Source organism: Bacteroides hominis (genome assembly GCF_033042785.2).
GTDB classification, from domain to species: Bacteria; Bacteroidota; Bacteroidia; order Bacteroidales; family Bacteroidaceae; genus Bacteroides; species Bacteroides hominis.
In genome coordinates this window covers 3,362,238-3,386,369 of sequence record NZ_CP178829.1, presented here as the reverse complement: position 1 = coordinate 3,386,369, position 24,132 = coordinate 3,362,238, and the positions used below count along the sequence as shown (strand labels likewise).

Sequence of the window (24,132 nt, the reverse complement as noted above, 5' to 3'; positions counted from 1 at the left end):
GTGATTATTCAAAGTCACTCTGCTGTTTTTCTACCTCTTTTAGTTTCAGGCGGCTTAATTCCTGTTGCAGATCAAGGACACGCTTTTCACAATCAGAAGAGACAGTAATTGCTTTTTCGTTGTTACGCCCGTCTGTTGATTGGGCTTGTGCCAGTTCCTCTTTGTCCGCTATCAGAGTATGCTCTGAAGGAAAAGTGGAAATAATCAATTCTGCCGGAACGGGAGTCTGTTTGCCTTGCCATACCACCGATGCGCGAATCTTGATTTCTCCGGGTGTAGTGGTAGACCTTACCAGCACCGGGGCAGTTCCCCAAAGTACCGGACGGGGATTGGTAAATGTCGCTTCATCGGCAACGAGCTGCCCCTGTCCTTCAATCTCAAATTTGACTTCGTAGTTATTCAAACGTTTGATATTCCCGTTTTCATCTGCGATGGCGGCTATGATTGTCACTATGTCCGAACCGTCCGCTTTCATCTGTACTTTCTCATCGTCCGCCCAAAGCAATAATTTCACGGGACGACGGGCAGGCGTTACTTTATGTGTCACAACCACCTTTCCGTTCATTATTCCTTCCGCCAGGAGATAAGAATCCGCCTGTTTGTTTTGTCGTGCCAACTTTTTGTCGTGCATGACATCAAAGACATCCTTGAACATGATAACCGGTGAAGGCATTCCGGCTTCATTCGCCGGCTTATGGTAAGTATATTGCTTGCCTCCCTTACAATAGGTAAGGCGAACTTCATCGCAGTTGCTATATACTGTCACATCTTTCGGAGAGAAAGGAGTCATCGCATTGGCGATGTAAACCATCGGTCCGTTATCGGCTATCAGTTCTTTGTTGGGTTCGGCAGGACGCTGGGAACAGAACATATAATAAGATAGCTTGGGTTGCCGGAAAGCATCCATGATTCCCCCGTAGAACGGATCGGGATGATAGCCTCTCTGGTGGTCGAAGGAGTGCCAGAGGCAACCGCCTATATGTTGTCTGGGAGTCCTGTACAGTATATCATAACTTGTAAGCCGATAATCATTCTTAGCATATCCCTGTGCCTGAATCAGCATAGGCACTTCTCCCCAGCTGCGGTTGACCCGGCTCGATGAGTTATGAGAGTTCCAGTCGTCCACATTATCTCCCCATTCGCGGGTGAAATAACTGATTTTAGGGTCTAAATCTTTGGAATTAAAGGCTCCGCCGCCACCGTTTATCGGGTGGGTAAATTGGACGGGGAAATATTCATGTCCGCGTGCCGTCGCATCACATCCGGCATAACAATACGGATATGGATATTCTTCTTTGAGAACATCTACTACCTTCTTGGCGAAATCCGCTGGATACCAGGTTTCGTTCAGGACCGGTTCCCACATCCATACGCAAGGATGATTACGGTCCCGGCGAATCATATTGCGGATATCACTGAATACTCTCCGGGCAAAGATCGGCTTGTCATTCCAAAACTGCCACCCCGGTGTATTGACAATCACAAAGAGTCCTAATTCATCGCAAGCATCCATAAATGCCGGATCTTGCGGATAATGGGCATTCCGGATAACACGTAATCCAGCATCACGCAACTTTTTCGCATCGCGCCAATGCAGACTGTTGGGCAGGGCATTGCCTATTACAGCATAATCCTGATGACGATTGGCTCCTATCAGAGGATACGGATACGGCTTTCCATTCAACCAGAAGCCATCTTTTCCCTTGAATTCAATGCTGCGGATACCAATACGGCGGCAATATCCGTCAATGATGTTATCGGCTTTGTCTTTCACATAAATGTGCAGTTTGTAAAGGTAGGGAGTGTCGGGTGACCAGAGGTGAGGCTTTTCGACAGTTGCTTTACAGGAAAACTGTCTGGCAATCCCGTTACTCACTGACAAGCCGGTTTCTTTGGTAAGAATGCATTTGTTATCTTGATCATAGAGTTCATACGTTATTTTTCCGCCAAAAGATTTTCCGGAGTTGTTGCGTATATGGGTGTCCAATTTCAACTGTGCAGACAACTCGGACACTTTGTCGAAGGAGACAAACAGCCCGCCTCCGGCAGCCTCGTCTTCATAATTGGGATCGGTAATAAATACCTGGTTGTGGACTATCATCCAGCAGTCGCGGTAAATTCCTCCAAAATAAGCAAAATCCAATGCGTCCTGTGGTTTTCCGGGAGGATAATCGGGATCATCACCATTGTCCGCCCATACGGCAATTACATTATCTTCTCCGTATTTCAGGTATGGAGTGACATCAACGATTACAGGCAGATAACCACCGAAATGTTCCTTCAGCAACTTTCCGTTCACCCATATTCTGGACTTTCCCATAATAGCTTCGAAATGGAGGAATTGCTGTTTGCCCCTCCAACACGGTTCGGGAGTAAAATGTTTCCGATACCAGACCTCACCCTGATAATTGACGCATCCGCTGGCCTCAGTGGGGAGATACTCTATGCCATCCGGCAATGATACGATATTCCAGGCCTTGTCATTGAATCCCGGCCGTTCCGCTCCTTCGATATTTCCTTTATGAAGTCTCCAGGCGGGATTCATACTATACACCGCACGTCCTGTGTTGGGAAGTGAATAAAAGCCGGCAGTGGAATAAGATGGCTGGTAGCCGTCTGCATAAATACCTGTTGCTTCGGTCAACATCAGACAGATAAGCACAATTTTCCAAAAGATTAAAGAAAATCTCATAATTCTTCTATTTTACTAAATTAGGTATTTTTCTGTATATCAACGATAGACTATTTTACTTTCTCATAGAACTTCATCCGGCCAAGGCACTAATTTTCCAGTACTTTTAAATCTCGGACGCTGAGCTTTATTCTTTCTTAAATATTTACCTAATTCATCAGATAACCTTTTCACTATACCGGAATGACTTTGTACGAGATTCTGTTTTTCTGAAAGATCATTGGCTATGTTGAAGAGTTCTTTCTTTTGCGTACCATAGTAGTAGATCAACTTCCAGTCGCCTTTACGGATAGTACAACTGGCTCCGAACCCGGGCCCTTCTTCCCCCCATCCATTGGGGAAATTCCAGAAAAGGGCCCGATTTTTAGAGGTATCCTTTTTACCGGTCAGCAACGGGATAAAGCTGATTCCATCCACACGCTGTACCGTATGGTAACGTTTGATTTTTGCCATTCCAAGAATAGTAGGAAAAAAATCCTCTATAATTACATATTTGTCACATTCAGTCTGCGGTTGAGTTACACCAGGCCAATAGACCATCATCGGTTCGCGGATTCCCCCTTCATGGGCCGATCCTTTTCCACTACTGAGCGGAGCATTTTGTACATACAAAGGCGTGTGCCAGTAAGGCTCCGACGCCAGTCCTCCATTATCCGACATAAAAAGTATGATTGTATTATCCATCAGGTCATTCTTTTCCAGATAATCCATCAGATCCCCAAGGCTTTTGTCCATTCCTTCAATGAGTCCCGCATAAGCAGCATCATTATCTGATAGTCCTTTCTCCTTATACTTCTTATAAAACCGCTTATCTTTTTCCAGTGGCACATGAATGGCATAATGTGCCATGTACAGGAAAAACGGTTGGTTTTCCTGCTTCACTTTATCGAGTGCCCTGACCGCTTCCAAGGTAAGTGCCTCAGTCAGAAAAATATCTTTCCCGCGATACTCTTCAAGGCCGGGAGTAGCAAATTTCGATGGCGCATGGCCTTCATAGGCATTTCCGAAATGTGTAAGTCCCTGATAAGTGCCGGGAGCCCCGGGAGCTCCACCGGCAATATTAACATCAAACCCCATATTCAGCGGATTTTCACCAGGTGTTGAACGTGCGGCAAAATGTGCTTTACCACAATGTATGGTATAATATCCATTGTCTTTTAATAACTGTGCCAGCGAAGTCGCATAGGTACAATGCTCAATCTTGTCCTGTTGACAGAATCCGTTTACATTCCATTGTGGATAGATGAGTTTGTCACTTGGAGCATCATTGGAAGCATTTCTCTCCAGGGTCCAATTGGTGACTTTGTGGCAGGTACTGTTCATACCTGTGAATAAGCTTACTCGACTGGGCGAACTGATGCTATTGGCATATGCCTGTGTGAACTTCATACCTTTCCGGGCAAGACGTTCCATGTTGGGTGTCTCGTAACGTTCATTAAAAGGTGTCTTCTGATTCCAAAAAGGTACGGAAGTATCCTGCCACCCCATATCATCTACCAGAAAAAGAAGGATATTGGGACGCTTGTCCACTTTTATGCCTCCTGCATACATATTACCCGCAAGACATAACAAAAATAAGGAAGCAATTCTTTCCATTTTTAGTTTGTTGTTAAAGAAGAAGTATTGCAAAAGCCTTCTCCCCCCACTATTTTTTCTCAGGAAGAAAGAGTGGCTACCCAAAGAGCGGTGTTAGGGATATATAATAGTGGCAATTGGTATTTTTACCTACCACCCAGGCTCTTGCAATAACTTCTTTCAAATTGAAATTCTATATGTTTTACTTTACACCAATCGGTCCTTCATTAGCTACAGTAGGCCATCCCGGATTCTGGTAAATAACAGAAGTACTGGGATCATTAGGATCTGAAGCAGTGATTCTGAAATGCGTAATAGCAATCGGATTCAGATAATGTGCTTCACACCAGGAGTATCCGGCATCATACATCAGATTATTTGTTTTAGTAGCCCGATAAGGACATAGATACTTACCACTACTGGCATAGCTTGAAACATTAGAATTCGGTTCGCCTTCCTGTACCAAAAGATTCTTCCCGTCCTTCATATACATATCCTTCAAATCGGATTCCCACAGATTGACACCTTCAATAATGTAACCCTTAACTTGATCCAAGGCTCTCCACCGTTTTAAGTCCATCATACGAAGACCTTCCGCCATGAGTTCGCAACGCCGTTCACGACGTATATTATACAATAAAGAAGAAACTTCTTTTCCTGCCGAATATACCGCCCAGTCTCTCTCTCTGGAAAGGTCCGTATTATTCACTGTCACCGTATAATCTCTCGGCAACCCGGCCCTTTCGCGAAGATCCCCCCAGTAGCCGGCCGCTTCTGAACCGATAGATGTACCGTTATGTTCCATACAATCGGCTTCAATATAATTCAGATACGCCTCGGCTACACGATATACCGGACAACCTTCAATCGCTGTATTGCCATCACGATACCAATGATCGGAAAGCCCTTTGCGAACCTGATAGCCCGTCACACATTTTAATTCTGTTATATCCAAAAGATTCGGAGCTTCCGGTAGTAAATCGGGAGTACCATTCATGATAGTCGGGCTGAGTGTTTCACCAGGAGTCATCATGAAAAGTTGCAGACGCAAATCTCTGTTTTTACGTACATTCCGTAATGCCCCATCCCCTTTATACTCATCGCTTGCATAGATCGGCTTGCCGTCACGACAAAGGAAGCTCTCCACATAATTCCGCGTATATCCTGTATTTCCTCCCACTCGAATATAATAAGGAGCCGAATGCATGATTTTATACTCAAGGAGATTGTATTGACGCCACATTAATATTTCTGAATATCCTTCCAGGTTATCTGCGGAAAATTGGGCAAAATAAGGATTGCTCATTTTATATACGTCTTCATCTGTCTTAACTATTTCATCCGTACAGTCTTTTGCTGTATTCTGTACCAAAGCCGCATTCCCGATTACTTCCTTAGCTGCGGCCTTAGCCTCCTTCAGAAAAAATGCAATTTCTGTATCGATATTAAAACCCGTTATATCCTCCGCCTTTCCCGGCCACCCCGGCCCACCCGGAACTAAAGCCGTACCTTTATGATATGTCAGCCAGGAGGCTTCAAATAAGGCAGCTCTCGATTTCAATAATAAAGCCGCATTTTTGGTTATACGATTCTTTCCACCTGTAATATTATTGCTCAGCATACCGATGGCATTATCCAAATCTTGCAAAATAAAACGGGCGACTTTGTAGCGGGGCTCCCGTTTACTGGCTGCAACTAAAGCCTCGCTTTCGTCCGGCAATGTTTTTGTTATGATAGGAAAATCACCGAAGGTCTGTAATTTAGATAAATAATTTTTAGCACGTAAAAAATACATTTCGCCAATATAATGTTTGATATTGGCTTCCGTACCTTCTATTTCTCCTTTTTCAAAACGGGGTATCACTGTTTCAAGAAAATAATTTGCTTCACGAATAGGCCCAAAATACCAAGGGTCATTATTACTGGGATCACTGTAAGCTTCCGGCACTTTCCATTGACCGGGAATCCACTTATTATCATAACTGGTAGCAGCCTGATTATCGGTTGCATTATCATTTCTCCAAATACCTGCATTGTATCCGCCGTGAGTCGTGAAATTGTAGTGCTTTACAGCATAGGCAGCCAAGTCACTTTCATTGAAGAAGAAGTTGTCCGGAGTCACACTATCCAAAGGTTCCTTATCCAAGAAATCATTGCAAGAAGAAAGAATAAAACTTCCTCCTGCCAACAAAAACAAATATTGAATTATCTTTTTCATACGTCATCAATTAAAAATTAACACTAAATCCTGTGGAGAAAGTACGAGACAACGGATAGGTCTTTCCTGAAGTATATGAATTTGATCCGTATCCGGTACCGATTGTTTCCGGGTCAAAGCCTTGCGGCAATCCCGTAAGTGTAAACAGGTTTTCTCCTGAGAAGAATATTCGCAGATTGGAAATACCCATTTTAGACGTTATCCGTGCAGGGATAGTATAGCCGATCTGCAGATTTTTCAGCCGTACATAAGCGGCATTTTGCAAATAACGAGTCTGCGCCTGTTGGTTTTTAGCATAATTGACAGACAGCGGCCTGGGGAAATAAGCATTTGTATTAGGACTCCAAAAATCATCGCCTTCACGAAAAAAATCAAGATGAGGAGTAAAGCATGCTGATTGCCATATGTCACCTGTAGCTCCCCAGAACATATTATCACCTAACCATGCGTCACGTTTTGCTACCCCCTGGAAGAACAAACGCGCATCGAAACCTTTCCAGGATGCATTCAAATCCAGACCGAATTTGAACCGAGGAGAACTGTTACCGATAATCTTCCTGTCTCCCGGGTCATTGAGAGTGGCACCGGAGGTAATTTTACCATCGCCATTCAAATCCCGGTACATGATATCACCCGCACCCCATTTGGTGCCTAAAGCATCCTGTCCGCCATTGGGCAGTGAAGCAAGATGGGCGTCCATTTCTTCCTGGCTCTTGGCTATGCCGATGGTTTCAAATCCCCATATATTACCGCTATATTCACCTGCATACCAAGTGTCGATTTTACCCGTCTTATTAGGATACCTCAAAATCTTCTGGCGGTCATCCGAAAGTAACAGGTGGACTCCATAATTAAATCCTCTGATTTGATCTCTCCATCCCAAATCCAGTTCAAAACCGGTAGACTGCATATCGGCATTGTTCACTTTAGGAACATTCGTTCCCAAAGTGACAGGAAGTTCGGGAGCCGGCCCCACCATATTAATGGTTTTCCGGTTGAACCAGTCAAAGCTTACAGTCAAGCGGTTGCTCAACAATCCCAAATCGAAACCAATATTCCATGACCGCATGGTTTCCCAGCCTAATAACGCCGAGATCAAATCCGGTGCATTCGCTGTGTTGGGACGCTTGTTTTCAATCAGCCAATTAGAGTTAGGATCTTCAGCAACAAACTTCATCAACTGGATATACGGATATAGATTTGTCGTATTCTGATTGCCAAGCTCTCCCCAAGAGCCACGGACTTTCAAATTATTGATAACATCGTTATAAGGTTCCATAAATGCCTCACGCGCCACATTCCATCCGGCAGAGAACGAGGGAAACAAGTTCCAGCGCTTATTCCTTGCAAAACGTGAAGTTCCGTCATAACGAAGATTCATCTCGAACAGATAACGTTCTTTATAATCGTAATTGACTCGACCGAAAAAGCCGGCTGTAGCCCAATGAGTCAGTTGAGACTTGTCAATAGTAGGTTTTCCCGTGGCAGCATTTATATTAGGGACGGATTCTGATATCAAATCCTGCTTCGTAGCCTTAAGCTGTCTCCATTTGCTCATTTCAGCTTGAAATCCTGCCATCACTTTCACATGATGTGCCTCAGCAAAAGTTCTGCTATAGTCACTATAAACATTTGTGTTAAAATAATTGGTACGTTCAGCATTTTCTGTAACTTTCGATGTTTGCCAGGTATCACCCAAATAAGGCTCACCGGCTACATTCATTTGTGTAACCTTTAAAGAAGCCGTATGGGAAAAGTTATCGATCGTTTTATAATTAATCTCCCCGAAAATTTTCCAGTTCTTGACAGGCTCCACTACTACCTGGAATTGTTGGTATAGCCAGTCAGTCTGAGAATCATTGTCACCTCCGTAGAGAATAGGCCGGATGATCGTGTTTCCCATTGGATATCCATTAGGATCTACAGTAGGCTCCATCGGCCAACGTTTGGAAATATTCTGATAAAGAGTATTATCGGTCATAGCAGTAGGCTTGGAATAATCCTTTCTCATGTATTTCATACTATAATTCATATGAAGCCAGGGAAAAAGTTCTGCATTAATCTTTCCTGTCACCGAGTAACGCTGCAATTGATCACGACGGATAGCCATCATGCCTTCCTGCCCCATGTAATTTCCCGAAAAATAATACTGTATTTTCTCCGTTCCGCCACTAACACTCAGCGAATGCTCCTGTGAAAATGCCGTTCCTCCGAATACTACATCATACCAATCCGTATCCGTATTGCCGATCCAGTCCCAAATAGTAGGGGTATTCCTATTAGGCTGAGTAGTAGTGGTAATCACTCCCGATGCATAATCTTTGATAGCTTGAAGGCGGGTATCATCAAACTGTACTGCCGTTACACCGTCATTCCGCTGCATAGTATTGAAATACATAGCATATGTGTATGCATCTGCCACATGCGGCAGATTGATAGCCTGCGACCAACGAAAACTGTTATTGTAATTAACGGTTGCCTTCCCGGCTTTTCCTTTCTTAGTTGTTATCAACACTACCCCGAAAGGTGCACGCGAACCATAGATAGATGAGGCGGCAGCGTCTTTCAGAACTGATATGCTTTCAATATCATTCGGATTCAGCATATTCATATTTCCTTCCATACCATCGATCAGGATTAACGGAGCCGCATTGGAACCAGCGCCGATAGTACCTGTTCCACGAATATTGACCTTCATGTCCGCACCTATCTCACCGCCATTGCCATCGGAAGCATAGGAAAAATTCATTCCCGGAACCAATCCCTGTAAAGCCTGGCTTACGTTGGAAACCGGACGCGACAATAATTCATCAGCATTTACTGTAGATACAGAACCGGTCAGATTCACTTTCTTTTGTGTACCGAAACCTACGACCACGACTTCATCCAATGTTTGCATATCCTCTTTCAGAATAATCGACAAAACCTTGTCACCTTGCGCCTTCACAGTCTGAGATACATAACCTACATAAGAAACTGTGATAGTAGTGTTAGGCGAAGAGACATCCAGAGTGAAATTTCCGTTCAGATCTGTTATCACGCCGTTTTTAGTGCTATTCTCCATAACAGTAGCTCCAATCACCGGATCGCCGGATATGTCCGTCACCTTTCCCTTTATATGTATTGTCTGTTTTACGGAAGATGTATCCGGTATCTTCGTGGACAATATTATTTTCTTGTTATTTATAACATATTTTACATTAGTATTTTTAAACACCTCATTCAATATAGTAAAGATGTTATTGTACCCGGTTGATATTGATACCCGGCGGTTAATATCAACATGACTATCATTATAAAAAAAACTAAATTCAGATTGTGACTCAATTTGGGAAAGTACTTCTTTTACAGTCTGATTTTTTGCTTCCACATTGATTATAGTGCGTTGGGCATAACTGTCGCTGGCACATAGTAAACCAACAAAACAAAAAGAAAACACAAAAAGCAATTTCATAGTTAATGGAAAATTTTTCCAAACGGCAGGCATGGGATTATCCGCCCATAATTGTTGGACATAGTTGTTTTTCTTCATATCTTTGCATGAATTAAAGTTAAGAAATAATTTATTCTGTTTGCGCGCAAACAGTTTAAAGGCTTTCACATACAGGCAGATGTTGGCGCATCATGCCTGTATGTCTTTTTAATTAAGGAGGCTTGTAATGTTTCATAATAGTATCAAATTTAGTTAAACATAAGGGTTCTTTCTAATATATCTCTATAACCCGCTTCTTCTGATCGTTATCTTTTGCCTTAATGACCCGCCAACGAATGCATGATGAAATTTTAAAGTTTTCCAAGATTTCGTCTACATATTGATCTGTAAACATACCGGTGAATGTATATTTGTCATACTTAGAAGTATTTACTATAAAGTCTACATTATAACGTTTCCCCAGCATGCGTAATGCATCCCTCATAGGAGTTCGGTCAAATATCATTTTCATATCTTTCCACGACAATTCCGATTCTCCATTCGTACTCTTTAATAAAATTTCTTCGTTCTTTTTGTTATAAATGGTTTTCTGTCCCGGCTTCATTGTCACTTTACGTTTAGTACCTGCCTGCTGATATATAAATTCTACTTTACCTTCTATCAACGTTGTAGTGACTTCATCCATATTGCCGAATGCTTCCAGATTAAAACGTGTACCCAAAACCTCCACTTTAGAATTTTGAAGCGTTGAAACAATGAATTTGCGAGTGGAATCCTTAGTCACATCAAAATAAGCTTCACCATCCAAGCTTACTTCACGAATATCACCAGTAAAAGCTGAAGGATACTTCAAAACTGAACCAGAATTCAAATATACCAAAGTACTGTCCGGTAATCTAAATGAGGTAATCATCCCAGGCTGTGTACGGATTTCGTATAATTGGGTACGGACAGGCGCAGCAGATCCCGATTGATAGAGCAAAATAAAAATAGTAATTGTCATCGGTATAAGTAAAAACACGGCTACGCGCTGCATCCAACTCCACCAGGGAATATGATACTTGCTTCCCTGCATATGCCCTTTCACTTTGGTTAACTCTTCATTCAAATCTATATTTTCAGCGACTTGCTGTGCGTCGGTCATAAGAAGAAGAGTATAAATGTCAATAGCCTTCTTTTTATTCCCATCTGACGACTTGATCCAGGCTTCTATTTCCCGTACTTCATCTGCTGTCGCTTTACCATCATAATAGCTAATGAGCAAGTCTTCTATATTCGAATAATCCATTTCCATGATAAATTTATTAAAGAGACAACCGGGAAATAAAAAATACTAAACTCATTTTCATAATTAACATTACTTAATATTAATAAACTTTATAATTAACAACAGTGATTGTATATATTTAAAATACAAGCATTATCATTGCAGACATGGAACACAGCAATGAAGATGCATATTTATTAATTGCACTGAGAAAAGGAGAAGTAATAGCTTTCGATAGTATATTTAAAAAATACTACCCAATTCTTTGCGCATATGGGAATAGGTTTGTAGATAATGAAGAGTCAAAAGAAATAGCCGGAGACGCAATTTTGTGGTTGTGGGAACATCGCCAGACACTCCAGGTTGAAACTTCATTAGGTCGATATTTACTCAAATCGGTATATCACAGGTCACTCAACTGCATTAAGCAGAAAAATTTGAAAAATCAAGCTGATACCATATTTTATGAAGAAATGGAAAAGCTAATACATGGTGTAGAAGCATTTCAATTTCAAGAGCTTTCCAGACGAATAAAAGAGGCCATAGATGGGTTACCAACTTCTTATCGGGAGGCTTTTCTTATGCATCGTTTTACCAAAAAGAGTTATAAAGAAATTGCTGAGATTTCCGGAGTTTCAATAAAAACCATTGCTTACCGCATACAACAGGCAACAAAGCTGCTTCGTGAGGATCTTGCAGATTTACTAATCACCACCCTCGTTTGTGTATTGACAATCATCCGTTAGCTATTGAATTAGTTTTTCCTCAGTTGCTGAAAAAGAATTCTTAGAGTAAAAAATTACTATCAGAGAAGTCCCCTTCCAACAAAAGTAGAAAACATTTTAACAGAGGAAAGTCTTGGTTCTTGATTTTTCTCGTTTGCAAATGCAGCAGAAACAATATTTACCCCATACTCAATCTCTTTCCGGGTAATTAGCAGAAGAGGGACTTCTGATTCTGCCAAGTTTCTACCAATGAAGAATGATATTGTTTTTTGTTCTTCTTTTGGCATATTGTCTATCACCAGAGGAAGTCTTTTCATAAAAAGATTTATGGTATGGGTTATGTGTTCCTTTGTAGGAAAGTGAAAGATTCCTCATCTTTTTTATTCAATCCTAATCATATTACCCAAATTATAATTAAATTTGTCTGAAACCTTAAAGACATACATCCATGGAGCTAACCCATTATATACCAGTTAATACCATAGAAAAATAGATTTGATAATCAAAGAACTTTTGGAAGAAAATCTACTAAACAATAAAGTTCTCCAATTAAGAATCATGAATATGATTAATAAATATAAGATACAACTCTATTTCCTTGAACAACTGACTGAATTAAGGAAAATTAAACAGGTCGAAAAAGGAAGCAGTATGCCAAGAGGAAAAGGAACTAATACGCCAATGGAATTTTTTGCTTCCCAATCCAAACGATTCTTATAGCCGAAAGAAATTCAAGAATATAGCTGGAATGACTATCGGAGACATTGCCAAAGCATATAATGTAAAAATAAACGATATATTAGAACTCATTAAAACAAAAAATCCGTACACAAATTCATGTTCATTCACTTCCAAGTTGGAAATAAGAGATTTATTTATCAATAGATCTTACTTTAAAGAAATAATTTCCAATTATTTATCATTCAAAGCACAATGCAAAATACAGAATAACAGTTTTAAAGGTTCTTCTTCAAATTTGGTGGTAAGGAAAGTGTAAGCCCTCGTTTATAGTTGACAAAAAAGCAAGTATCCCGGCTTTCCCCCGAAGAGTCCATCCATGAGGTGAAGAAGCGAATTTTAGAATAAACCATCTGAAAATCAATATCTTTAAAAAGTAAAATTTCTATCTTCAAAAGCTTTGTTTTAACACAGAGTTAAAACTTGTTCTTTGGATGTGAATAACAAGTTCTTTAAATGCAAAAGCCTTATTATTTGCGCATAAGAACCTGACAAACTGCAAAAGGCATTAACAATGTTAATTGAAGAAAGGGATAAGGATGAAGATACCGGTTCAGACGGCGCAAATTCACTTCCGAAACTTGAGTTATCTTATTCAGCCGGTGTCTATTTTTTCCTATAAAAGCAAGCAAAAAGGACAATTATCAACTTGAAAATAAAGAAATAAAGAATTTACCACCAAATTTGGAGAAGAACCGTTTTAAAGGAAAGAAACACATGGGAATTTATGAACGTAAAGTTGATATGGTAAAACCATTAAAAGCTGTCCTTATCTCCACTCCTATGGGAGGACTAAACAAAGGAAAAGGTAGAAGATAGATAGCTGTGTCTTGGCATGTTACTCAAAAGAAAGGATTAGTCAACAAACTGAAGTGGAATGGGACACCAATAATACCAAAACAAGACAAAGAATGCATTGAATTGCAAGACTGTTCTGAACAAAACTCCATACAGTCTTTTTTGCTTATATGACATAAGGATCTCATCCTTTTACAAAATCACTTTACATGATAAATGATGGACTTAAGATAGAAAAACGTATTCATATAAGACGGAAGGTACAAAATTTAAAAAGTAATCAATATATAACATTCATTAGTTCAGTTAGTTAAAATACATGAATGTTACGCATGGATTGGTCGCACGGGTTACTAATAATCGGTCGCATATTATGCACACCATTTTTAAAAGTGTAGCAAAGGTAAGAACATAAAAAAGCACTAATATATTGAATATCAGTGCTAAATATTTGTTCTCAATTCTCCTTTGCGGTGCGTACGGAAGATGAACCTTAATTCTATTCCTCACGTACTCAATATCTTAGCAAGCTCTTTATTCTTTCTCCCACTAATAACCCCACGTGCGCAATTCTTTAGATTGCTTGGTGTTGCGGTGGTTGTTTGAGTTAGGGCAAAGATACAACAAAAATGCAAAGACATCATTATTTTCAGAAAAATAGTTTTAGATGAATATTGTATGCCATTTCATTATTTGTATCTTTGTCTATAAACATCTATAGCCTATGAAACCAGAAAAAACAGCCCCAGTATTAGCAATTACTCCCAACGAGCAAATTTTCTTGCCTAAATGCTATCATAGAATTCAAGATATTTGTGCTGTAATATATGACCAATTAACGGAAATATATAAAGAAAAAAATTATCAGGACTTATATCATACAGAGTCAATTTTAGATGGAAGCGAGACTGGAATGGACGAACTGAATAAGAATAAAATTCATGCAATCGACTGGCTTACATGGAATAATAAAAACAAAGATTTAGAATTAATCTTGACTAAACATATAATACTTTCTATAACGTCGGATTTTATCAATTTTGTTTTTGAATCTTTATATTGTGCAAAAAGAGGAAAAATAACAGTTGCCTATGCATTAATTCGTAAACCCTTTACAGATGAATTACTAATATTAGAACAGTTACTATATAATCGTTCTGATTTTATATATAGATTTTTTCATTCAGATACTGTGGAAACGTATGACCCAAGTAGTAAAAATATAAACAAAGTGGATGTTATTAAGAATGCAGTAGATTGCCTAACAAATCCTTTATTTGACGCTGATTTTGTTCACGATTTACGTTATAACAAATTATACGAATATGGGATTAATGGGATTTCTAATCATGCTTTACATATTGTTACTAAAGATAAGAATTATCGAACAGAACCACAAAATTTTAATTTTGTTTTTTCTCAAGAAGAAGATTTTGCTCTATATTACAAACAGTATTATTGGGTAGTCCCATATATACTTATATATGCAGTAGATATTATTGACAAGTTGATATTCTCAATATTAAAAGACACCGATAATCAAAACTTAAGCATTGTAAAAAGGCTAAGAAGAACAATAGGTTTTTCCTTATTTACAGAGAGTTATCTTCGCACAAAAAAAGATTCTATTTTCATATTATTCAATAAGAAAATACGATTTACCTGTCCTATCTGTAAAAATAAGTACTTTCTAAAACGGGATGATTATGAATTCTTTTTTGAAACAGAAGCAATATTATGTCCTAAATGTAATAATGATAATCTAACCATTGAGAATATACAAAAAATTAAAAATATTATAGGACTCTAACGATACAATATTGAATATTATGTCCGAAAGTATTCCACAGTTCTATAAAAGAATCCAGCGTTGTGACCCTCAACTGGGTACAACCTACTCTAAGGAGAACCCATATTTCAATGTTCTTTCCCGACAATGTAATTTTGGGACAGTACAATTCAGTTATAGAGATTTTTATAAAGTCACATTGATTATTGGTGTGGGAAAACTATATTATGCAGATAAATGGATTTTAGTAAATCGTCCTGCTATGTTATTTTCTAATCCTTTAGTCCCTTATGCTTGGGAATCAATTAGTGAAGAACAGAAAGGTATGTTCTGCATATTCAATGAGCAGTTTGTTCAGTCAGAAGAAAAGAATGGCTCTTTGGCTAATACACCATTATTCAAAGTTACTGGAGATAAGGTTTTCTTCTTGAATGACGCACAAGTTGCCAAAGTCATGGATATATACAAAAAAATGCAGGAAGAAAACCAGTCAGACTATGTAAACAAACATGATGTTTTACGTTGTTATCTTCATTTGTTGATACATACAGCTTTAAAAATGCAGGAGTCTAATAAATATGAATCACATACGAATGCTTCGCAACGTATTACCGAATTATTTATAGAATTATTGGATAGACAATTTCCTGTTGATTATCCACATTCAGTATTAAGTTTGCGCACTCCTGCCGATTATGCAAACCGTTTGTCTATACACGTTAATCATTTAAATAAAGTGGTAAAAGATACTACTGGAAAAACTACCTCTACAATGATTGCGGAAAGAATAATCAAAGAATGTACCCAGTATTTATTACATAGTAATTTTTCTATTTCAGAAATTGCTTATAGCTTGGGATTTGAAAATATAGCCTATTTCAGTAAATTCTATCGTAAGCACACAGGAAAATCGCCAAGCAAAATTAGAGAACAACAATTATTTGATTTGTGCAAATGATGCTTTGAATAGTGTTAACCAGCCATATTTCCATTACCTAATTTTGTACCGACTAAAAAATATAAATAATGAAGTACAGAAAATTAGGCAAAACAGAAGTAAACCTATCCGCTATCGGATTGGGTTGTATGGGAATGAGTGCTGCGTATGGAGTAGCCGACGAAAAAGAAAGCATTAAGACATTGCATCGTGCTTTAGAACTTGGCATTAATTTTTGGGATACTGCGGATGTGTATGGAAATGGTGCTAATGAAGAATTGCTATCCAAAGTATTAGCAGAAAAAAGAAATCAGATTTTCATTGCAACAAAATTTGGTTTTCGCTTACGCAATAGTCAAGGTAGCGTGTTCGTTGGTGGTGATAGTTATGTGGATGCTTCTCCAAGATATGTAAAACAAGCTGTAGAGAACAGCCTGAAAAGATTAAATATCGAAACTATAGACTTGTATTATGCGCATCGGATTGACCCCACAATACCAATCGAAGAAACAGTTGAAGCTATGGCAGAGTTAGTAAAAGAGGGTAAAGTACGCTATTTGGGACTAAGCGAATGTTCTTCCGAATCACTGAAAAGAGCTTGTAATGTTCATCCTATATCTGCGGTTGAAAGTGAATATTCTTTATTAACACATGATGTCGAAAAAGAGATTCTGCCATTAACAAAAGAATTAGGTGTAACTTTAGTTCCATTTTCACCGTTAGGCAGAGGTTTAGTAACAAATACTATTAACGTAAATGCATTGGAAGAACATGATTTCCGCAAGCATTTGCCACGTTATAACGGTAAATATTGGGAAAATAATCAAAAACTGGCTATTGAAATTGCAGAAATAGCAGAAAGCAAAGGAATAACCCCAGCCCAACTTGCCTTAGCTTGGATATTGGCACAAAGTGAAAATATAATTCCTATTCCGGGAACTAAACGGATTAAGTATTTAGAAGAAAATGCAAAAGCGGTAGATGTAAATCTATCAACGGAAGATGTTTCTAATATACAACTGCTTTTAAAAAAATATCCTAATATTGGTAACAGATATAATGAATATGATTTTCAGTTTGTAAATAAATAACTTATTAAAAAAGGAAGTTCTACCACGTTGGTAGGACTTCTTTCTATAATTCCCATAATGAATAATTTGTTGGAACAGAGATTCTTCCGATTATTATCGGAATACTCACAGCGTAAAGTTTCTGCATCCGAATTTACAGAAGCTATTGAAGAACTGGCTACCCATTTAGCCGATTTTAGTATCAACGAACAGGATTACAGCGTTTTATTACGTTATTTTTCTTTCGGCTTACATCGGCTTAAATCGTATCGTGTGCGGTTTGAGCAAGAAAAAAATACCCTATTTGCATTTGATTGATGAAGCAATAGAACTAATCAAAACAGAAGTACGCATAGTGAATTTGCATATCAAATACCCCGAACAATTCGAGCAACACGCAAATAAACTATCCCTTTCCCCTATCCATTTAGCAGACAAAACAAGCCTTATCAACATCATGGAAATAGTCAGCGGCTTATTCCTGTCAAAACGTATAATATATCAAAATGAAAAACCTGTTCACCTGACGGACTTAGGAAAAGCCTTTGAATGGCTCTTTAACATTAAATTAGGTGATTATCATCAAAAGTACATGGATGTCATCAAGCGAAAGCCAGCCAAACTAACAGAGTTCCTTAATGAACTGGCAAACCTTATCCGCAAAGAACACGAAAATAAAGGGTATAGATAATCAGGTGTTTAGCATCAATTTATACGGGGTAGCGTATGCTACCCTGTAATTTGTTTGCTTTCCTTTTCTGAACTTTGCTTCATCAATCGATTGGTAATCATTAGTGTATAATCAGAAAAATGAAGCAATATGTATGTAGATAATTACGAGTTTAAAGACTGGATGCAGAAACTTCTTGATAAATTGGAAGAAGTAGGCAAAGACGTAAAGAGTTTGCAAACCAATCCCGAAGTAATGCCGGGCGATAAACTTTTGGATAATCAGGACTTATGCCTGTTGTTCAAAGTAAGTACCCGAACGTTACAGAGATTGAGAAGCAAGAAACTGCTGCCCTTTATGATGATTAGCGGAAAAGCCTATTATCGGGCTTCCGATGTGCGTGAGTTCATAAAGAAAAGGTTTGATGTTGGTACGCTCCGAAAGTTTGAAAAAGAACACGGAACGGACAAATAAGAAAGAAACTATCCCGAAGTTGTACACGTGGTAACTTCGGGATTTTTCTTTTTTGGCAAGTTATTTCTATTCATCTGCCGATATTGTCCCCTCTCTTTGGTAGGACTGTTCAAACCGTCTGCTTAACATTACTATCATTTCATTGGTCTTTATCAGTTCCAAAGTGCATTGTTCCAGTTTGTAAAGCAAAGCAAGTGCTTTCTTTTCTGAAAAATTGGAATGAAGTTCTTTCACTACCTGATTGTAATTCTGTCCTATGCTCCTGAATTGTGAATAGAACTGTGTTAGCTGAATATAATAATCCACCTTACTTTTATCCCTTACTGCTACCTTAAACGACTTACCAAAAATACAGTTCTTAATAAAATGCGCTTTGATAGTATAACCTGACCTATCAAAAAATGACAGGAATTTGGCGTTCTCCACATCGTCCAAATTGAACGAATAACGGTGTGTGCGTGGGTCAAGTTTAGGCTTGCGCCCTCCTTTGTGTTGGTACTTCTTTTTCTGTTCCATAATGATAATTTTTACAAGGTTTACGACTTCGGAGTAAACTAAACCACCTGATAAGGTGGCAAGGTTTTGAGGTGCAAAAAGCGAATAGCGGACCTCAAAACACAACTTGCTATGTTCCAATGAACATAAAAATCTTCCCTACGGTCAGATTACCAAAGCAAGCGTTTCGGCTTCTTCCTATGTCTGTTTATCGGTTACAAAATTACAGACAGCCTTTTATCCCTAAAACATAGTGTATAACGCCAAATTGCGACACAAATGGACAAAGGAGCCCCATTTTGAAAAGCGTCTGTTTTTACCCTTTTCTTTGCTGAAAATTGATTGAATGAAAGCAATACATAAGACTGCCAAACAATATTTAGAAATGGCTTTAAATCGTATTTGAAAGCTATTTAAAGATAAAGCAATGCAGCTATAAGACTGGTTCACTTTCTTTCAATCAGTATCAGAAATCAATCAACTTATTTATAAACCATTAAAAAATGAAAGTATGAAAGAGGTAAATCAATCATTACAACAGGAAAAGGAAAACTACAAAGCGGTATTTTTCCAAAAGCGGACAGTCTGCAACCGTCAAAGCGTGTACATAAGTGGAGAGATACAGAAACGTATCATGCAGATTGTTGGCGTGATTACAGGCAAGCAAATAAGTATCGGCAATTTTATAGATAATGTACTGGAACAGCATCTAAATACACACAATGATGTTCTTTCGGTTCTCTATCGGGAAGAAATGCAAAAAGGAGTATTTAACCAGCCAAAAGAGAAAGACGTATGAATATCGTAACTATTGAGGAACAGACCTTTAAACAGGTGTGTGGGCGGTTCTCCGGTTTCATCAGTCAGGTGGAACGGATTTGTAAAGAGAATACCCGTCAGCCGGATAAATGGTTATCAGGTCGTGAAGTGTGTGCCCTGCTCGGTATCAGCATCCGAAGTTTGCAGAACTATCGGGATAGTGGCAAGCTGGGTTATTCCCAAATCGGTAACAAACTGTATTATAAATCTGCCGATATTGAAAGTCTGATTGCAGAATGTACGGAAAACAAGAAAGCGAATTATAAATCAAACAATAAATAAATATCGCCCTATGGAAAAGAAAGAAGAAAATAATACGGGAGTAAACCAGTCATTCAAATTGTCTGCTATTGTCGGAATATGGGAAAGTTTAAATCTTCATCCTACGGTGATGATATACCAAAGCAAGAGAAAGTATTTCCTTTCGATGCTCCATGTATCGGATAACGGACAGGCAAAACCTGCCGTTTACGAGATACAGAAAGAAAATAGCCGTTACTTCATCGTTGAAGCCTTTAAACAACTTTATATCAGTTATGATGCGGTAAAAGATAGTATTTCCATATCCTACTATGGCGAGTATCTGCGTAACTGACACGTGTATGTATGTCAATCATTCAAACCAATTATAAATCAATAGAACGGTATAACAATATGGAACTTATAAACAGCAATAGTGAGATAATCAAGGACTTCTTTCAGTCTATGGAAAGAATGTTAGATGGTATCAGCCGATTGGCAAAGGAAAGCAGACCGCATTTGAACGGTGAAAAGTTTCTGAGTAACAAGGATGCAGCCAAATGTCTGAAAGTAAGCATCCGCACGCTGCAAGAATGGAGAGATACAGGCATTATCCCATACATTCAGATAAAAGGAAAGATTATCTATCGTCAAAGCGACATAGAACGGCTTTTACAAGCCTACTACAATAAGGAACGGCAGGAATAACCTACCGTCCTCAAAACAACACATTTTTTCCGAAACTGACTAAGAACATTAACTGTATTAGTGTAGTATTCCTTCTGTGCAAGTCTTTGGAAGAAAATACTACCCGTAGCGTAGCGCAGGTGTGGAGATTTTCTTTCAAACCCGTAGGGCTTGGGCTTGAACGGAAGGAATACGGAGCTTACCTTTGTTAATGTTTTATTCAGTTTTGGAAAAAGATTTATCAGATAAACTTATACTCAAAGATATTATTGCTATACCTTATTTCACATTGGACGCAGAAGGTTTATTATCCCTCGCATCTATAAGTACTATATTGGGGTCATTTTCTAAATTTAGTTCTTTTAAGACTTTCATAAGTTTCACATATTCAACATCATTAAAATACATTATAACTTTAATACTTTGTTTTGTATCATTGGCTTCTTCATATACTTTTACTTGATTTTCTAAGTTCATTTTTAATTTACTATTTGAAGCTAATTTAAACTCTATTAGCGTTTTATCTCTTGAACCTTTTGAAACAGTATAATCAACAGGTCCTCTGCCATTATTTACTTCCCTATTAACATCAAAAGGTGAAGAATACCATGTTAGGCGATATATTACTTGTAAGTCAGCTTCTCTTTTTATCGGTTCATCTTTATAATAAAACAACTTATATCCATCTTTATTTTCTATGAAATCTTTTAAATATAAAATTCTTTTCAAAGCCTCATTCAAAGAACCTTCTGGTGGTAAAGAGTAAAATTCACTTTCTTTAAATAGTTCATTTATAAGATATTGTACGTTTCTTTTAAATAGAGTTTCAACTTCAAGCACATTTTCTTTTGAAATATTCTTAGCACCTTCCTTGTTTTCTTCCTTTTGTTTTATATAAAAATTTAATAATTCTGGGTATTGTTGTATCGTTCGATTAACCGCATTCGCTATTTCTTTTAGAGTTGGTCGTTTCTGAGTATTACGTCCTTTAATTCTTGTTGGTGATGGAAGTCTAGAGAAATAAAAACTATTAATCTCACTTCTCAATTGGTCATTAGGTATACTTCCACAAATTTCTAAAAAATGCCCTCTTAAATCATGACTATTAATCCAATTTTCGTCTTTAGTCAACAAATCCTTTGGAGTTAAAATGATATAGTCATTATTATAAAAAGGTAAAATAAATTCTTTAGGCATCCACCGTTCTAATTCATAGTCAAAATAAACCTTTGGAACGTTAACCTTCTTTGTTTGTTCGACTTTCAAATATTTTTTTGCAAAATTTTCAGTATACTCTAATAAATAGGTTTTTATAAGATTACATGAAAAATCACTAATATTATCCCGTCCTACTCCCAATTGGAATAGACCAACTTTTTCAATATGTGATGTCTGGGTTATCACTTCTCTATTCAAATCACTATAAACAATATGCATATTATCAGACATAGCTTTACCAAATTTTAAGCCAAGTCCACTACCTCCATTACCAGAAATACTATATCCTAGCCAATTTTGTTTTACTTCTGAAAATTTATACCATGATTTTATTTGGGCTTCAGTTAAATATCCAGATTCAGACTTTCCTTTTAAAAACAATAGGTAGTCCAATATTCCTTCATGTAATTTTTTATATTCTTCTTTTTTGCTTGCGTATAATAAAAAAGGGTCTATAAAAAGAGGTAAATCATTAATTAGAGATATATTGAACGCACCATATTGATTCAACACATCTTCATTTATATTAAAACAGTCTGTAAAATATGCCATAATTAAAATCGATTATAAGTTTACTATTTTATTTATCACAATATCACGAGCATAACTTTTGTCGCCTATAAAGATATATCTATTATAGATATAATCAAAGATTTTATATAAAAATGATATTCAAAATAAGAACTTATCCTTTTTTACAAAAGTTTTTTTCCACATTTACCATATCACGCATAATGGAACTATCCAAAACCCTTGCATAATGCTGTGTCATTCTTATATTGGAATGTCCCAAAATCTTAGATACATTTTCCATTGACACATCATTGGCGAGAAAAACAACGGTAGCCGCAGTATGACGGGCAACATGAGTGGTCAGCCGTTTGGCTATACCGCATACATCAGCAATTTCTTTCAGATAGGCGTTCATGCGCTGATTACTGATTACGGGCAAAAGTACCCCTTTCTTTATGCACTCTACATTATCTTCATATTTCCTCAATATCCTTTGAGGAATAGATAAAACGGGAACATTACACATCTGATTGGTTTTCTGTCGTGCTTTGCGTATCCACAAAGCACCGTTGTTGTCTTTTATCAAGTGTTCACGGCTTAATTGCTGCACATCCACGAAAGCGAGCGCGGTAAAACAACAAAAGACAAAAACATCTCTTACCTGCTCCAACCGTTTGATAGTAAATTCTTTGTTCATCAGAATATCCAGTTCTTCACGTGAAAGAAACTCTACATTTACTTCATCCTGCTTGAAGTGGATGCCGTAAAACGGGTCTTTCTTTATCCAATCGTTAGCCAAAGCAATGCGGATAACCTTTTTCAAGTTCTTCAAATGTTTCAATGCGGAGTTGTTTTGGCAATGCTTGTCCGTTTTCAGCCAAAAATCAAAGTCACGGATAAACTGCCCGTCCAGTTCTGCCAACATTATATCATCACGGTGGTAACAACTGCGAATATATTCTTTCAGGCGGTTTATGGAAGTATCAAACTTGGTAACGGTGCTTTCAGTATATTCTTTGCCAATCAGGGCACGACATTTTTCGTTATGCTCTGCATACACTTCCTGCAAACTGCGCTGTACCTTGTCCCGTCCGTAAAAACAATCCTTTATTATATCGGCTGTTATTGGCTTGTTATCTATCTCCAGTTCTCGGTGTATCTGCAATACTTTGGCACGAACCGTATTAATATAGTGGTTCAGTTCTGTGGCTACACGGTCTTTTCCTTTGGAACATTCCTTTTTCTGATTCCATAAATCTACAGGAATACTCCGTTTAATCATAACTTCGGCTACTCGCTTGTTTACGGTGATGCGCATACAAACAGGAGCTTCACCGTTTTTCAGAAGTTTTGATTTCTTAATGATGAACAATACGCTTAGTGTGTTTCTTTTCACTGCTCCCATAATTCTTTGATTTTTAAGTGGTACAAAATTAGTTTGTTACGCTCAAAAACCAGCTATGCAAAACACTGACAATCAAAGACAAATGCGTCAATTCGTGGGAGCAAAATCGGCTTTCAAAAAGTCCCACGAATAAGCCACGTGAGAACTACTTTAAACCGCTATTCTTTGCCGAAGTGGAGAAAAAGAAAAAGCTCTGAAATCCTTGAATTTCAGAGCTTTGCTTTAATTTGCTATTTACTTTCGCGGTGCGTACGGGACTCGAACCCGTGACCCCATGCGTGACAGGCATGTATTCTAACCAACTGAACTAACGCACCAGTATTTCATTTCTTAATCGCTATCTCTCTCGATTGCGGTTGCAAAGGTAGA

The 24,132-nt window shown here is 38.1% G+C and carries 20 protein-coding genes and 1 tRNA gene; 11 read left to right on the top strand and 10 right to left on the bottom strand.

From position 1 onward, the window contains the following. Window positions 1-4: 4 nt before the first annotated feature. The 5 genes from R3O62_RS14110 to R3O62_RS14090 form a co-directional block, all read right to left on the bottom strand. The gene (locus R3O62_RS14110; RefSeq protein WP_269109703.1) at window positions 5-2,692 is read right to left on the bottom strand and encodes a glycoside hydrolase family 2 protein; all 2,688 of its coding nucleotides are present in this window, start codon (window positions 2,690-2,692) and stop codon (window positions 5-7) included. A gap of 63 nt (window positions 2,693-2,755) precedes the next feature. Further along, the gene (locus R3O62_RS14105) at window positions 2,756-4,243 is read right to left on the bottom strand and encodes a sulfatase (protein WP_234059101.1); all 1,488 of its coding nucleotides are present in this window, start codon (window positions 4,241-4,243) and stop codon (window positions 2,756-2,758) included. Between the two features lie 226 nt (window positions 4,244-4,469). After that, on the bottom strand, window positions 4,470-6,485 hold the full coding sequence (locus tag R3O62_RS14100; protein ID WP_005777072.1) for a RagB/SusD family nutrient uptake outer membrane protein: 2,016 nt from the start codon (window positions 6,483-6,485) through the stop codon (window positions 4,470-4,472). Window positions 6,486-6,495: 10 nt separating this feature from the next. Continuing rightward, complete coding sequence (locus tag R3O62_RS14095; RefSeq protein WP_317471601.1) at window positions 6,496-10,017, bottom strand: TonB-dependent receptor; 3,522 nt, start codon at window positions 10,015-10,017, stop codon at window positions 6,496-6,498. 172 nt (window positions 10,018-10,189) lie between these two features. Continuing rightward, window positions 10,190-11,206, bottom strand: a complete 1,017-nt coding sequence (locus tag R3O62_RS14090) for a FecR family protein (RefSeq protein ID WP_050496814.1) — start codon at window positions 11,204-11,206, stop codon at window positions 10,190-10,192. A 146-nt stretch (window positions 11,207-11,352) separates the two neighbouring features. Here R3O62_RS14090 and R3O62_RS14085 point away from each other — a divergent pair, with 146 nt between their 5' ends. Beyond that, the gene (locus R3O62_RS14085) at window positions 11,353-11,931 is read left to right on the top strand and encodes an RNA polymerase sigma-70 factor (RefSeq protein ID WP_005777067.1); all 579 of its coding nucleotides are present in this window, start codon (window positions 11,353-11,355) and stop codon (window positions 11,929-11,931) included. A 59-nt stretch (window positions 11,932-11,990) separates the two neighbouring features. On the opposite strand, the gene R3O62_RS14080 is transcribed toward R3O62_RS14085, so the two are convergent. Beyond that, window positions 11,991-12,227 (bottom strand): hypothetical protein, encoded by a 237-nt coding sequence (locus R3O62_RS14080; RefSeq protein ID WP_005805556.1) that lies wholly within the window; start codon window positions 12,225-12,227, stop codon window positions 11,991-11,993. Window positions 12,228-14,170: 1,943 nt separating this feature from the next. Between R3O62_RS14080 and R3O62_RS14075 the strand changes: the two genes are divergently transcribed. The 6 genes from R3O62_RS14075 (at window position 14,171) to R3O62_RS14050 (ending at window position 18,386) form a co-directional block, all read left to right on the top strand. Next, a complete protein-coding gene (locus R3O62_RS14075; protein WP_196039321.1) occupies window positions 14,171-15,256 on the top strand; it encodes a hypothetical protein in 1,086 nt (361 codons plus the stop codon). Between the two features lie 19 nt (window positions 15,257-15,275). Next, window positions 15,276-16,193, top strand: coding sequence for a helix-turn-helix domain-containing protein (locus tag R3O62_RS14070; RefSeq protein ID WP_196039320.1), 918 nt, complete (start codon window positions 15,276-15,278; stop codon window positions 16,191-16,193). 68 nt (window positions 16,194-16,261) lie between these two features. Beyond that, window positions 16,262-17,263: an aldo/keto reductase gene (locus tag R3O62_RS14065; RefSeq protein WP_176468247.1), complete on the top strand. Its 1,002-nt coding sequence runs from the start codon at window positions 16,262-16,264 to the stop codon at window positions 17,261-17,263. Between the two features lie 57 nt (window positions 17,264-17,320). Further along, window positions 17,321-17,560 carry a hypothetical protein gene (locus R3O62_RS14060; protein ID WP_010992862.1) on the top strand — a complete coding sequence of 80 codons (240 nt, stop codon included), beginning with the start codon at window positions 17,321-17,323 and terminating at the stop codon, window positions 17,558-17,560. Next, window positions 17,514-17,933: an RteC domain-containing protein gene (locus R3O62_RS14055; RefSeq protein ID WP_165859024.1), complete on the top strand. Its 420-nt coding sequence runs from the start codon at window positions 17,514-17,516 to the stop codon at window positions 17,931-17,933. The genes R3O62_RS14060 and R3O62_RS14055 overlap by 47 nt, the downstream gene beginning before the upstream one ends. Window positions 17,934-18,062: 129 nt before the next feature. Continuing rightward, complete coding sequence (locus R3O62_RS14050) at window positions 18,063-18,386, top strand: helix-turn-helix domain-containing protein (protein WP_010992860.1); 324 nt, start codon at window positions 18,063-18,065, stop codon at window positions 18,384-18,386. Between the two features lie 66 nt (window positions 18,387-18,452). On the opposite strand, the gene mobA is transcribed toward R3O62_RS14050, so the two are convergent. Further along, window positions 18,453-18,902 (bottom strand): conjugal transfer protein MobA, encoded by a 450-nt coding sequence (mobA, locus tag R3O62_RS14045; protein WP_317472576.1) that lies wholly within the window; start codon window positions 18,900-18,902, stop codon window positions 18,453-18,455. Between the two features lie 490 nt (window positions 18,903-19,392). Here mobA and R3O62_RS14040 point away from each other — a divergent pair, with 490 nt between their 5' ends. Genes R3O62_RS14040 through R3O62_RS14025 form a run of 4 tightly spaced genes read left to right on the top strand, consistent with a single transcriptional unit; the run spans window position 19,393 to window position 20,648 of the window. Next, window positions 19,393-19,680, top strand: a complete 288-nt coding sequence (locus R3O62_RS14040) for a DUF3408 domain-containing protein (RefSeq protein ID WP_196039358.1) — start codon at window positions 19,393-19,395, stop codon at window positions 19,678-19,680. Further along, window positions 19,677-19,982 carry a helix-turn-helix domain-containing protein gene (locus R3O62_RS14035; protein ID WP_196039359.1) on the top strand — a complete coding sequence of 102 codons (306 nt, stop codon included), beginning with the start codon at window positions 19,677-19,679 and terminating at the stop codon, window positions 19,980-19,982. The genes R3O62_RS14040 and R3O62_RS14035 overlap by 4 nt, the downstream gene beginning before the upstream one ends. Before the next feature lie 10 nt (window positions 19,983-19,992). Then, window positions 19,993-20,295, top strand: a complete 303-nt coding sequence (locus tag R3O62_RS14030; protein WP_196039360.1) for a DUF3876 domain-containing protein — start codon at window positions 19,993-19,995, stop codon at window positions 20,293-20,295. Between the two features lie 59 nt (window positions 20,296-20,354). After that, a complete protein-coding gene (locus R3O62_RS14025; protein ID WP_196039361.1) occupies window positions 20,355-20,648 on the top strand; it encodes a helix-turn-helix domain-containing protein in 294 nt (97 codons plus the stop codon). A gap of 258 nt (window positions 20,649-20,906) precedes the next feature. Here the strand turns inward: R3O62_RS14025 and R3O62_RS14020 are convergent, their stop codons facing one another. The 3 genes from R3O62_RS14020 to R3O62_RS14010 form a co-directional block, all read right to left on the bottom strand. Then, window positions 20,907-22,397 (bottom strand): hypothetical protein, encoded by a 1,491-nt coding sequence (locus R3O62_RS14020; RefSeq protein ID WP_196039362.1) that lies wholly within the window; start codon window positions 22,395-22,397, stop codon window positions 20,907-20,909. A 133-nt stretch (window positions 22,398-22,530) separates the two neighbouring features. Continuing rightward, complete coding sequence (locus tag R3O62_RS14015) at window positions 22,531-23,763, bottom strand: site-specific integrase (protein WP_317472579.1); 1,233 nt, start codon at window positions 23,761-23,763, stop codon at window positions 22,531-22,533. Between the two features lie 243 nt (window positions 23,764-24,006). Further along, window positions 24,007-24,080: transfer RNA gene (locus R3O62_RS14010), tRNA-Asp, on the bottom strand. Window positions 24,081-24,132 lie beyond the last annotated feature (52 nt).

Coding starts and splice junctions, on each gene's coding strand:
- R3O62_RS14110 (WP_269109703.1), bottom strand. CDS start 2,692: ATGAGATTTTCTTTAATCTTTTGGAAAATTGTGCTTATCTGTCTGATG.
- R3O62_RS14105 (WP_234059101.1), bottom strand. CDS start 4,243: ATGTATGCAGGAGGCATAAAAGTGGACAAGCGTCCCAATATCCTTCTT.
- R3O62_RS14100 (WP_005777072.1), bottom strand. CDS start 6,485: ATGAAAAAGATAATTCAATATTTGTTTTTGTTGGCAGGAGGAAGTTTT.
- R3O62_RS14095 (WP_317471601.1), bottom strand. CDS start 10,017: ATGAAGAAAAACAACTATGTCCAACAATTATGGGCGGATAATCCCATG.
- R3O62_RS14090 (WP_050496814.1), bottom strand. CDS start 11,206: ATGGATTATTCGAATATAGAAGACTTGCTCATTAGCTATTATGATGGT.
- R3O62_RS14085 (WP_005777067.1), top strand. CDS start 11,353: ATGGAACACAGCAATGAAGATGCATATTTATTAATTGCACTGAGAAAA.
- R3O62_RS14080 (WP_005805556.1), bottom strand. CDS start 12,227: ATGAAAAGACTTCCTCTGGTGATAGACAATATGCCAAAAGAAGAACAA.
- R3O62_RS14075 (WP_196039321.1), top strand. CDS start 14,171: ATGAAACCAGAAAAAACAGCCCCAGTATTAGCAATTACTCCCAACGAG.
- R3O62_RS14070 (WP_196039320.1), top strand. CDS start 15,276: ATGTCCGAAAGTATTCCACAGTTCTATAAAAGAATCCAGCGTTGTGAC.
- R3O62_RS14065 (WP_176468247.1), top strand. CDS start 16,262: ATGAAGTACAGAAAATTAGGCAAAACAGAAGTAAACCTATCCGCTATC.
- R3O62_RS14060 (WP_010992862.1), top strand. CDS start 17,321: ATGAATAATTTGTTGGAACAGAGATTCTTCCGATTATTATCGGAATAC.
- R3O62_RS14050 (WP_010992860.1), top strand. CDS start 18,063: ATGTATGTAGATAATTACGAGTTTAAAGACTGGATGCAGAAACTTCTT.
- mobA (WP_317472576.1), bottom strand. CDS start 18,902: ATGGAACAGAAAAAGAAGTACCAACACAAAGGAGGGCGCAAGCCTAAA.
- R3O62_RS14040 (WP_196039358.1), top strand. CDS start 19,393: ATGAAAGAGGTAAATCAATCATTACAACAGGAAAAGGAAAACTACAAA.
- R3O62_RS14035 (WP_196039359.1), top strand. CDS start 19,677: ATGAATATCGTAACTATTGAGGAACAGACCTTTAAACAGGTGTGTGGG.
- R3O62_RS14030 (WP_196039360.1), top strand. CDS start 19,993: ATGGAAAAGAAAGAAGAAAATAATACGGGAGTAAACCAGTCATTCAAA.
- R3O62_RS14025 (WP_196039361.1), top strand. CDS start 20,355: ATGGAACTTATAAACAGCAATAGTGAGATAATCAAGGACTTCTTTCAG.
- R3O62_RS14020 (WP_196039362.1), bottom strand. CDS start 22,397: ATGGCATATTTTACAGACTGTTTTAATATAAATGAAGATGTGTTGAAT.
- R3O62_RS14015 (WP_317472579.1), bottom strand. CDS start 23,763: ATGGGAGCAGTGAAAAGAAACACACTAAGCGTATTGTTCATCATTAAG.